9 protein-coding genes are annotated in these 11,782 nt (G+C 44.6%); 2 read left to right on the forward strand and 7 right to left on the reverse strand.

The features are described 5' to 3' along the window. Window positions 1-97 precede the first annotated feature (97 nt). Window positions 98-1,018, forward strand: coding sequence for an ArsR/SmtB family transcription factor (locus ABTV53_RS16320; RefSeq protein WP_433744229.1), 921 nt, complete (start codon window positions 98-100; stop codon window positions 1,016-1,018). A gap of 49 nt (window positions 1,019-1,067) precedes the next feature. Continuing rightward, on the forward strand, window positions 1,068-1,829 hold the full coding sequence (locus ABTV53_RS16325) for an HAD family hydrolase (protein ID WP_433744231.1): 762 nt from the start codon (window positions 1,068-1,070) through the stop codon (window positions 1,827-1,829). Between the two features lie 29 nt (window positions 1,830-1,858). Here ABTV53_RS16325 and ABTV53_RS16330 read toward each other — a convergent pair whose 3' ends face one another. From ABTV53_RS16330 to ABTV53_RS16360, 7 genes are all read right to left on the reverse strand, one after another. Beyond that, on the reverse strand, window positions 1,859-4,198 hold the full coding sequence (locus ABTV53_RS16330; RefSeq protein WP_433744234.1) for a DNA topoisomerase 3: 2,340 nt from the start codon (window positions 4,196-4,198) through the stop codon (window positions 1,859-1,861). Between the two features lie 125 nt (window positions 4,199-4,323). Then, window positions 4,324-4,815 carry a Fur family transcriptional regulator gene (locus ABTV53_RS16335; RefSeq protein WP_036613667.1) on the reverse strand — a complete coding sequence of 164 codons (492 nt, stop codon included), beginning with the start codon at window positions 4,813-4,815 and terminating at the stop codon, window positions 4,324-4,326. 236 nt (window positions 4,816-5,051) lie between these two features. Continuing rightward, window positions 5,052-6,539 (reverse strand): glutamate synthase subunit beta, encoded by a 1,488-nt coding sequence (locus ABTV53_RS16340; protein WP_150366716.1) that lies wholly within the window; start codon window positions 6,537-6,539, stop codon window positions 5,052-5,054. A gap of 614 nt (window positions 6,540-7,153) precedes the next feature. Next, window positions 7,154-7,642: a dihydrofolate reductase gene (locus ABTV53_RS16345; protein ID WP_036613663.1), complete on the reverse strand. Its 489-nt coding sequence runs from the start codon at window positions 7,640-7,642 to the stop codon at window positions 7,154-7,156. Between the two features lie 50 nt (window positions 7,643-7,692). Beyond that, a complete protein-coding gene (gene thyA / locus ABTV53_RS16350; RefSeq protein WP_433744239.1) occupies window positions 7,693-8,487 on the reverse strand; it encodes a thymidylate synthase in 795 nt (264 codons plus the stop codon). Between the two features lie 495 nt (window positions 8,488-8,982). Then, complete coding sequence (gene lpdA, locus ABTV53_RS16355) at window positions 8,983-10,398, reverse strand: dihydrolipoyl dehydrogenase (protein ID WP_433744242.1); 1,416 nt, start codon at window positions 10,396-10,398, stop codon at window positions 8,983-8,985. A 3-nt stretch (window positions 10,399-10,401) separates the two neighbouring features. Further along, window positions 10,402-11,724 (reverse strand): dihydrolipoamide acetyltransferase family protein, encoded by a 1,323-nt coding sequence (locus ABTV53_RS16360; protein ID WP_433744244.1) that lies wholly within the window; start codon window positions 11,722-11,724, stop codon window positions 10,402-10,404. Window positions 11,725-11,782 lie beyond the last annotated feature (58 nt).

Genomic DNA, 11,782 nt, shown 5'->3' on the forward strand with positions numbered 1-11,782 from the left:
ACTTGAACATTATAGTGGACAACGCCCTGCAAAACAAGCCATAATAGTACTAAGTCGCTGTGTACATTTAGATGTGACGGGAGGATTCTGCAACATTATGGCTTATCATGTGAAAATTGATGTTTCACCGATATATGAAATGCTTAACAGCTTTCTGGTTTATGTCACGAAAAAATGGATTCAGCATCTGGATATTGGTCCTGAATGGATTCTGGAAGTGGAAGGCAAACTAAGTTCCAATGTACGAGCTGCGCTCGCACCTGCGGCCACTTGGCCCTTTGATGATTTTGATGTTTTGTTTGCATGGGCAGCATATCAAAATGATACATCGGAGAATCGTGATTTTCTGGACATGCTTGCCGGAATGACAGCGGAAGACCTGTATGCACGTGTGTCTCCTCTTCTGCCGGCTCTTACAATAGAAGAATCTACGCGCATTCGGAACAGTTATGTCCCATTATTGCGACTATGGGATGAACACTACTGTCAGAATATCAGCGAAGATCAGCGTGTATGGCTGGAAGAAGATGCCGAAGAAAAACGTATTTTGCTTGATAAAATGGGCCCTGAACTGCTTATTGAATATGCTACAGCAGGAGTTCTTGTTGAACCGATGCCTGGACTGAACGAAGTCATTCTGTTTCCCACGGTGCACAATCGCCCTATTAATATGTATTGCTTCTATGAGGGTATGATGATCATGCAGTATCCCGTAGATGCACCAGAAGAGAACGAAGACCAGCCACCAACATGCCTTTTACGTTTCACCCATGCTCTGGCTGATCCCGAAAGACTTCGCCTGCTTCGTTACGTATCGGATGAACCCAAGTCTCTCGCTGAGATGTGTGAAGAATTGGATAAAGACGAAGACACCGTCAAAGATCAGGTCATGGCGCTACGTATCGCAGGTCTGCTACGAACCCATCTGCTCGGAAGTAATCGTAAAGAGAAATACAGTATTCGCCCAGATGGCGTATCTGAATTGAATATGTTTCTGGAATCCTACATTCGCATATAATTTAGTTGCACCATTGCAGAGTTGCTGGCTACAAGGAGTGAGTTAGATCATGAAATTAATGAAACAACATATTTTGTTTGACCTTGATGATACACTCGTATATTGCAACAAGTACTTCAACCTGATTTTGGGAGAATTCTTTGAGAATATGCAAGAGTGGTTTGATGGACATTCTCTGACAACACAAGAGATCCGGGAAAAACAGCTTGAGATCGATGTAACCGGAGTGAACAAGCTTGGTTTTGCGAGTCATCATTTCCCGCAATCCCTGATTGACACCTATCGTTATTTCTCCGGCAAGTTCGCCAGATTAACCTCTCCCAGAGAAGAGTCTTATCTGAGCAAGTTGGGTATGAGTGTGTACGATCAGGAGGTTGAACCCTACCCTCATATGGTTGAAACGCTTGAGAACCTCAAAGGTGCTGGACATTCCCTCTACTTATATACCGGGGGCGAAACCGTGATCCAGCAGCGCAAGATTGATCAGATGAAACTCTCGGCTTATTTTGATGATCGGATCTATATCCGACAACACAAAAACGTCGAGGCACTGGAAGGCATTCTGTCTAACGGTCCGTTTGATCGTCGTGCAACATGGATGATTGGCAACTCACTACGCACAGATATTATGCCTGCTGTAAAAGCCGGAATTCACAGCATATATATCAAACAACCGAATGAATGGCAATACAACATCGTAGAACTTCAACCTAATCCGGAAACGTCGATGTATACTATCACTGCACTGGAAGAAGTCCCTAAAGTCATACACGAAAATATACAACAGCAGCAACAGAAAAGGACCCTTTAATAAGGGTCCTTTTACTTTATAATGAAACATCAAGCATCCTGTTTCTCACCAGATAACTTGCCTGTTACCACGTCTTGTAAAATAATCCGTGCCTTCACCGTACTCCCGTCTTTTCGTTTAAACGACAGTACCTGGGTACTCCCCTTCTCAATCAGCGATTTTAACATCGTACTGGTGATTTTCTTGCCCGCATACTCTTTCCAGACCACAAACGAACAGCCTTCCTTGAAACGTGAGCATCCATAACCCTTCTTGCCTTCTATAATCTGACCTGTACAGCCGGGAGAAGGACAAGGTGCCAGTAACTCTCTCACTCCCGATGGGCTTGCACTTGAGGACGGCGCCTTGGTGGTCGTGCTTTTCCCACTGCCAGCTCTGGACGAAGATGTCGAAGTCTGACGGGACGTTTTTACAGCGGAACCACCACTAGCTGTCTTGGCAGATGTCCTTGTATTGCCAGTCTGGGTGCTGGCTCCTTTTCCTTTCCCCCTGCCTGCCCGTGAATCTTCCCCAAAAGCATCTGCTGGTGCTGGGGCTTGTACACGCACTTTCTCAATGATGGACAAGGTAAATTTCTTAACGTTCTCCATGAACTTGTCCTGCCCCGCCTCACCTTTGGAAATCTGATATAACCTTCTTTCCCATTGGCCTGTCATCTCAGGTGAAGTTAACAGATCTACACCTGCGCGGCGAATCAACTCAATAGCCGTTCTGCCTTTGAGCGTTAACTGCATTTTCTTCCCTTGCAGCGTAATGTAACCAACGTTTTTGAGGCGCTCAATTGTAGCCGCACGTGTAGCCGGAGTACCCAGACCACTATCTTTCATCGCATCTCGCAACTCTTCATTCTCAATCTGTTTGCCTGCACTTTCCATCGCTTTGAGCAATGTTCCCTCTGTATAACTTTTGGGAGGCTGAGTTGCCTTCTCCTTGAACTCACTCTTCGTACATTGAACAGGCAATTCAGGTTGTACAGCAAAAGCCTTGTCCGTCCACTCTTCAGCTTCCTCTTCTTCATTGCCGTTTTTCTTGGTCTTCTTCTTGCCTGCACCGCCCTGTTCCTGGTCCCCAGAACCGAGAACCACTTTCCATCCGAGGGACAACAGCTCTTTGACAGATGTCTTAAACTGATGTTTCTCCACTTCGGTGAGCACGGTATGTTGCTTATACTCCGCCGGAGGATAAAAGTGAGACAAGAAACGCCTTACAATCAAATCATAGATATTCTGTTCATCCTTGGATAAGGTACCCGGTCGCTTCAGTGTAGGTAAGATCGCATGGTGATCTTCAACCCTGCTTGGATTACATACCCCTTTATTATTCTTATGAACAAGCTCTGGCTTGGCCCCTTGCGCAAGCTCACTATACGTACCACTTTTAAGCAGGTTTAGCGTTTTGTGCATTCCTTCAATATTCTGTTCGGTAACAAAGTTGGAGTTGGTCCGCGGATACGAAATCACCTTGTGTTTTTCATACAAGGCCTGCGCGATATCCAGTGTTTTTTTGGCACCATATCCAAACTTGGCATTGGCTTCACGCTGTAAAAGGGTCAGGTCATACAAACGATATGGATACTCCTTCGTCTGCTTCGCTTCGTATTTGGTAATCTGCCCTGTCTTGCCCTTCACACTGGCTGCAATAGCCTCTGCTGCTTCCGCATCGGTCAACTTGTCTCCCTGACGCAGTCCCCGGTACTCCACACCCTCCTGCCGAAACCAGGCGGCCACTTCATAAAAGGTCTGTGACTGGAACGCTTCAATCTCTATTTCGCGATCGTAGATTAGCGCAAGTACCGGTGTTTGCACACGGCCTACAGACAACAATGCATTATGACGGGTTGTAAATGCCCGTGAGGCGTTCATGCCGATCAGCCAATCCGCTTCACTTCTGGCGCGAGCAGCGTGGGTCAGATTTTCAAATTCAGAGGCATCCTTCAGACCATCAAAACCACGTCTAATGCTCTCTGCCGTCAAATCCGATATCCACAAACGTTTTACTGGCTGACGCAGCTTCAATTGCTGCTGTATGAGGGCGAAGATGTACTGGCCTTCTCTCCCTGCATCGCAAGCATTAACGATCGCTGAGGCCCGTTTTGCCAGTTCTCCAATCATTTTGAGCTGATCTTTTGTTCTCGGATTGGGTACAATCTTGAACTGATCGGGTATGATCGGCAGGTCTGCTATATTCCAGCGCTTGTACTTTGTATCATAGGCATCCGGTTCAGCCAATCCGAGCAAATGCCCTATCGCCCAAGTGATGATGTACTGTTCACCTTCCAGATACGTGCGATTGTTCTTGGCCTTTGGTTCTATGACGGCGGCAATGGTTCGACCCATGTCGGGTTTTTCCGCTATAACCAGTGTCTTCATCCGTCCATCTCTCCTCCTTCACCGTCCGCATGACGGCAAAAAGGGGCATTCCGCCGACGGAAGCCCCTTGCTTCTGAAACTCATTATATCAGATTTTGGATTCGGGAGCACCTTCCCGAAATGAATTATCCTGCTGCCTGTTCTTTTAATACATGCTTTTGTCTGCACTCTTTGCATACACCCTGGAAATCCAGACGATGATCTGTAACAGCAAAGCCATACTGACGCTCGATCTGTTGTTCCAAACGAAGCAGACCATCTTCCATAATCTCTTCCACTTTACCACATTCTGTACAAATCAAATGATGGTGATGATGGGAACCGTCTGTACTTCGCAGGTCAAAACGCGCAGCACCGTCACCAAAGTTAATTTTTTCAACAACCTGAAGGTCACTCAGCAGTTCGAGAGTACGGTATACGGTAGCTAATCCAATCTCAGGGAACTGCTCCTTAACCAGAAGAAATACTTCCTCTGCGCTAAAATGATCCTTTTCATGTTCAAGCAATACCCGTACAGTAACTTCTCGTTGTTGTGTTAACTTATATCCTTTTTCAACCAATTGATTTTTAATGTGAAAGATCTGTTCTGAAATGGACTTGTCCCGGTTACTTGCCATAGCAGGTCGCACCTCCGGTTTATATTCATTGAATTTTACTTTTATCGTACGGATTGTTGGTTTCAGATAATTCTTATTTATAATCATTATAATATAATAATAAATCTTTATCACTTAAAAAGCAATGATATTGCTCACACTTACATGAAATATGTAGTCACATTGTTAAAATAACAGCAAACAACCCTCGCTGATCGCGAAGGTTGACATTTATATCTTATTCTTGTTCTATACTTTTACACCAGAACCGAAGCACCCATCAAGTATTTGTCCACTTCACGAGCAGCCTCACGGCCTTCATTAATCGCCCATACAACCAAGCTTTGACCACGACGCATGTCACCTGCTGCAAATACTTTATCCACATTGGTGTTGTATTTGCCGTAACGTGCCTTAACGTTTGTGCGACGATCTGTTGCAAGTCCCAATTGCTCTACCAACGTTTGTTCCGGTCCATCAAAACCAATGGCAATCATGGCCATCTGAGCCGGGAATACACGCTCTGTACCTGGAATCGGCTGATAAATTTTGCGACCCGTCTCATCCACAATACGCTCGATCTGTACTGTATGCAATTCTTTGAGGTTCCCCTCATCGTCTCCGACAAATTTTGTTGTCATGATGGAGAACTCACGCGGATCTTGACCAAACAACGCTTTGGCTTCCTCTTGTGCATAATCAAGTGTATATACGTTCGGGAATTGCGGCCAAGGGTTGTTAATGCGATCACGTTCCATAGGCGCTTGTGTATGTGTACCGAATTGAGTAATGGTACGACAACCATGACGCAGCGATGTAGCCACACAGTCAGATCCTGTGTCACCGCCACCAATGACGATAATATCTTTATCTTTAGCGGACAGATATTGACCATCTTCCAGATTGGAGTCCAGATAACTCTTAATACTACCATTCAGGAAATCCATGGCGTAATGAACGCCTTTTAAGTCGCTGCCTTCAATATTGAATTCACGCGGCTTCGTTGCACCACCGCACAACACAACAGCGTCATATTCATCCACCAGTTGTTGCGCTGCAATATCTTTACCAATCTCGGTGTTCGTAATGAATTGGATACCCTCTGCTTCGAGCAGATCAACACGACGTTGAACTACTTTTTTATCCAATTTCATCGTTGGGATACCGTACATCAGCAATCCGCCGACACGGTCCGAACGCTCATACACAGTTACCGAGTGTCCTGCTTTATTCAACTGAGCCGCAGTAGCTAATCCCGCTGGACCTGAACCTACCACAGCTACACGTTTACCCGTGCGTTTCTCAGGAGGCTCCGGAACAACCCATCCTTCTTCGAAACCTTTTTCAATAATGGCTTCTTCAATCGTTTTGATGGTTACAGGCTGACCGATTAAGCCAACTGTACATGATCCTTCGCAAGGAGCTGGACAGACGCGACCTGTAAACTCCGGGAAATTATTCGTTTTGTGAAGGCGCTCAAGTGCTTCTCTCCACAGTCCGCGATATACAAGATTATTCCACTCCGGAATCAAGTTATGCACGGGGCAACCTGACGTGCCGCCAATCATATCTATACCTGTATGGCAATACGGGGTACCACAATCCATGCATCGTGCACCTTGTGTTCTGAGTTCTTCTTCTGCCATATGTTTATGAAACTCTTCCCAATCCTTGATCCGTTCCGCTGGCTCACGATCTGCTGGCAGTTGACGTTTGTATTCCATAAATCCAGTAGGTGTAGACATCTTACGTTTTCCCCCATCCGTTCTTGTCTTAATCCCTTCATGTGCATGGTTCTATATGAAATGGATTACTCATTACTTGAGTTTTTGTCTATTGTATCACAAAATCTTCTCGAAGATATTTCAATTATAGTAGCATTTACTGTGCTTAATATTAAATGGATTATCCGCATAATTATTTGTATTTTATACATCATATCTTTCAAGTCTGCCCCTGGTCAATACCCTTATTTTGGTGTTAAATGTGGTTTTGAACTGCAAAATCTGGTGTGTGTTAAAGAAATAAAAGGTCGAAACGTTAAGTAAATGTTAGATAATTTGTCATCAAATCCAACATATTTTGCTAAAATCGTTCTCGATTCCGAATACCAGACCCATTTTAGGGCTGCACAACGTTAAAACCTCAAAACTTTTACACTTTTTTCACTATTTAAAGCTTTGTCGTATGTATAATATACATAAATAGCAATTAATCATGTTATATTAATGTTATATGTATTCCGATTTAAACAAGTGACTCATTTTTTATAAAGAAAAGGCGCTGTTCACGAATATTTCGCAATCAGCGCCTCTCATCATACAGGTTCGACCGAAGTCAGGATTTTCTTATGCCACATTTACCGTTTACGTTCGTAAAATTCGAATGTATACGCATGAACATTTTTTTCATCCTGTTCGCCTTCAATCTGTTCAATCAGTTCCCATTCGGACCAATCCACTTCAGGGAAAAACGTATCTCCCTCAAAATTCTCATGAATTTTGGTCACCACAAGACGATCAGCCAGTGGTAAGAACTCACGATACACTTGGGAACCCCCAATTACGCACAGTTCCTCACCTTTGGTTACACTCAGACCCTCTTCAATCGTATGTACGATTTCAGCCTGTTCCACCTTGTAGTTCAGATCTCTTGTCACTACGATATTACGGCGCTGAGGAAGCGGCTTACCACCAAAGGATTCCCACGTATTACGTCCCATAATAATTGTTTTGTTCAGTGTACGTTGTTTGAAAAAGGCCATATCCTTGGGTAAACGCCATGGAATCGAATTATTCAATCCGATCACACCGTTCTCCCCCATTGCCCATACCAATTCAATACTCAAGGGTAATACACTCCTTCAATCCAAGTCTCTTATCGAGATTGAATACATAATTAGACTGCAATTGGAGCTTTAATGCCCGGATGATGCTGATAGTTCTCGAATTCGAAATCTTCAAACTTATAGTCAAAAATAGAATCCGGCTTACGCTTGATTACCAGCTTAGGTAAAGCATAAGGTTCACGTTCCAGCTGAGTTTTAACCTGATCAACATGGTTGGAGTAGATATGAACATCCCCTCCAGACCAGATGAAATCACCCACCTCGAGATCACATTGCTGGGCGATCATATGAGTCAAGAGCGCATAACTCGCGATATTGAACGGCAACCCGAGGAACGTATCCACGGAACGCATTGTAAGCATACAAGATAATTTACCCTCTGCAACGTAAAACTGAAACGCGAAATGACAAGGTGGAAGCTTCATATTATTAATCTCAGCCACATTCCATGCGCTGACAAGGTGACGTCGTGAATCCGGATTATGTTTGATCGAATCAATGACAGCAGCGATCTGATCAATTTTTTCTCCGTTTGGTGCTTCCCATGTACGCCACTGCGAGCCATACACCGGTCCCAGATCTCCATTTTCGTCCGCCCAGTCGTCCCAGATCTTCACACCGTTTTCTTTCAGATAAGATATATTGGTATCGCCACTCAAAAACCATAACAGTTCATGAATAACGGACTTGAGATGAATTCGTTTGGTTGTTACCAACGGGAATCCTTCGGAGAGATCATAACGGAGCTGCCTGCCAAATACAGATTGTGTTCCTGTTCCTGTACGGTCTCCTTTATGCACGCCGTTGTTCAGAATATCTTGTAATAAATCGAGATAGTTTTTCATGTTGTTATCCCCTCGCACTATTATTCGTACTAAACTAAAGAATATTTACACTTACCACTCCAATGACAGAACAACCTTCCGATCGCTGTTATCCCCAGATTTTTTTGATTTCCTTTTCCAAAGGTAAAATCCGGGGATAAAGGCGAAGCGTATGCTTCCGATGCAGCTTTCCTTCAGAAAGCTTTTAGCTCCGCTTCTTCAGGTTTTTTCTGTCCTCTACGTTCTCGTGTAAAAGGTTAGTTTAACTAAATATATAGACCATGATTGGCTTGGAGCCACATCATGACTGATCATTACTAAAGTGTACCACAATGAGTTGTTGGATAAAATCAATTCACTGAAATTTTTGAGCGTGTAACTTTTCATCATATCATATACACAACTATCTTAAATTTCTCAGCTTTTGCTCAGAAAAAAAAGACGAATAACGCGTTAACGTCATTCGTCTCTTCTGATATACATATAATGCCGGACGGATCCGAAGCCTAGATGATCTTAACGGGAAATGATGTGGATCGGGTGACCCATAACCAATTCCGCAGCTTCCATCACGATTTCGCCCAAAGTTGGGTGAGCGTGAATTGTGAGAGCCAGATCTTCCAAAGTAGCGCCCATTTCAATTGCCAAACCAAGCTCGGCAATCAGGTTGGAAGCTTCCAGACCTACGATTTGGCAACCCAATACAAGGCCGCTTTCTTCGTCAGCTACGATTTTCACGAAGCCTTCAGCGTGGTTCAAAGATACAGCACGGCCGTTACCCGCATAAGGGAACTTGCCTGATTTTACTTTGTAACCTTTTTCTTTAGCTTCTTTTTCAGTGTAACCTACGCTGGAGCACTCTGGATCTGTGAACACAACAGCTGGCATACATTTGTAGTCAACTACAGATGGTTGTCCTGCGATTGCTTCAGCAGCCACTTTACCTTCATAAGAAGCTTTGTGTGCCAGAGCCAAGCCAGATACGATGTCACCGATAGCAAAGATGTGAGGAATGCTGGTACGACCTTGGTGGTCAACTTTAACGAATCCACGCTCGTCAACGTCTACACCGATCAGGTCCAAACCAAGCTCACCATCTGTGTTTGGACGACGTCCAACCGTTACCAACAGATAATCTGCAGTTACTTCTTTGGACTCACCATTCACAGAGTACTTAACAGTTACATCTTTATCCGTTTGCTCAGCACTTTCAGCTTTTGCGCCCGTTACGATTTCGATGCCTGTTTTCTTCATGTTTTTAGCCACAAGGCTAGTCATGTCTTTATCGAAACCTGGCAGTACTGTGTCCAAACCTTCGATGATTGTTACTTTTGCACCGAATTTGGAGTACATTTGACCAAGCTCGGCACCGATATATCCGCCACCGATAACGATCATGCTTTTTGGTACTTCAGGCAAGTTCAGAGCTTCTGTCGAAGACAGAATGCGTCCGCCAAACGGGAAAGGTTTCAGTTCGATAGGACGGGAACCTGTTGCAATAATTGCATTTTTAAATTTGTAACGTGGAGACTCGTGGTCATTGAATACACGAGCTTCGTTTTCGTTGATGAACATGCACTCACCGTTGAAAACTTCAACTTTGTTGCCTTTGAGCAAACCGGCTACGCCGCCAGTCATTTTCTTAACAACGCCGTTTTTGAACTCTTGAGTTTTGCTGAAGTCCACTTTTACGTTCTCAGCAGAGATACCAAAAGCTTCACCGTGAAGTGCAGACTCATATTGGTGTGCAGCAGAGATCAGGGCTTTGGATGGAATACATCCACGGTTCAAACAAACACCGCCCAGTTCGGATTTGTCCACAATCAATACGCTTTGGCCCAGTTGAGCAGCGCGGATGGCAGCTACATAGCCGCCAGGACCCGCACCAATTACTAATGTGTCGATATTGAGAGAAGCGTCGCCTACTACCATATCTTACACCTCCATAACAAGCAGCTCAGGGTTAGCGAGCAGCTGTTTAATGTAATTCATAAAGTTTTGTGCTGTTGCGCCATCGATGATACGGTGGTCAAAGCTCAGGGAAAGAGCCATTACAGGTGCTGCAACTACTTCGCCGTTTTTAATCACTGCTTTTTCACTGATGCGTCCTGTTCCGAGAATAGCAACTTCAGGGAAGTTGATGATTGGAGTGAAGAACATACCGCCAGCAGAACCGATGTTACTGATGGAGATTGTGCTTCCTCTCATTTCATTCGCGCTCAATTTGCCGTCACGGCCACGAGCTGCCAGATCACGGATAGAATCAGCGATCATCCAGATGGATTTACGATCAGCATCTTTGATAACAGGAACGATCAAGCCGTTGTCTGTATCTGTTGCGATACCGATGTTGTAGTATTTTTTGTAAACAATTTCGTTAGCTTCTTCATCAATCATAGCGTTCAGAGCCGGGAATTGGCGGGAAGCCGCAACCAGTGCTTTAACGATGAATGGCAGATAAGTAACTTTTGTTCCTTTTTTCTCTGCAATTGGTTTCATGCGAGTACGGAAAGCAACCAATTCAGTTACGTCCACTTCGTCCATGATTGTAACGTGAGGTGCTGTGTAAGCCGATTTAACCATTGCATTAGAGATCGCTTTACGGATACCTTTGAATGGTACGCGCTCTTCTTCAAGGTATTGATCAGCTGCAGATGCTGCTGGTGCTGCGGATTTTTTCTCTTCTTGAGCCGGAGCTTCGGAAGATGCCGCTGCGGAAGAACCGCCACCGTTTTTGAAGGATTCAACATCTTCTTTGGTTACTTTACCGTTATTGCCAGTGCCGTTAACCTGAGCGATGTCTACACCTTGTTCACGAGCAAATTTACGCACGCTTGGTGTTGCCAGAACGTCTTTGGCAGGTACTGCCGGAACGCTGTTGTTGCCGCCTTCTTTAGCTGCATCCGAGCTGGAAGCTGCTGCAGAAGAACCACTTGTATCAGCTCCGCCTTGAGCTGCATCTTTCTCTTGCTCGCCTTGATCGCCAGCAGGAGCGTCGTCTTGCTCAGGAATTTCACCTTCAGCATCAATGATCGCTACAACTTCACCAACGTGGCAGATTTGGCCGTCTTTAGCGAATACTTCTGTAACTGTTCCGTTAACCGGACAAGGTACTTCTACTACCGCTTTGTCGTTCTGTACTTCCATGATGATATCGTCGTCAGTTACTTTATCACCGACTTTGATGTGCATCTTGATGATTTCGCCTTCGTGTAGGCCTTCGCCCAATTCAGGGAATTTATATTCAAATTTAGCCAACTGAAAAACCTCCTTGATTATGTGCTCAATCCTGAAAACAACCCTTAACTCCAAGAAC

The sequence above is a fragment of the Paenibacillus amylolyticus genome (assembly GCF_050990605.1).
Classification (GTDB): domain Bacteria; phylum Bacillota; class Bacilli; order Paenibacillales; family Paenibacillaceae; genus Paenibacillus; species Paenibacillus amylolyticus_H.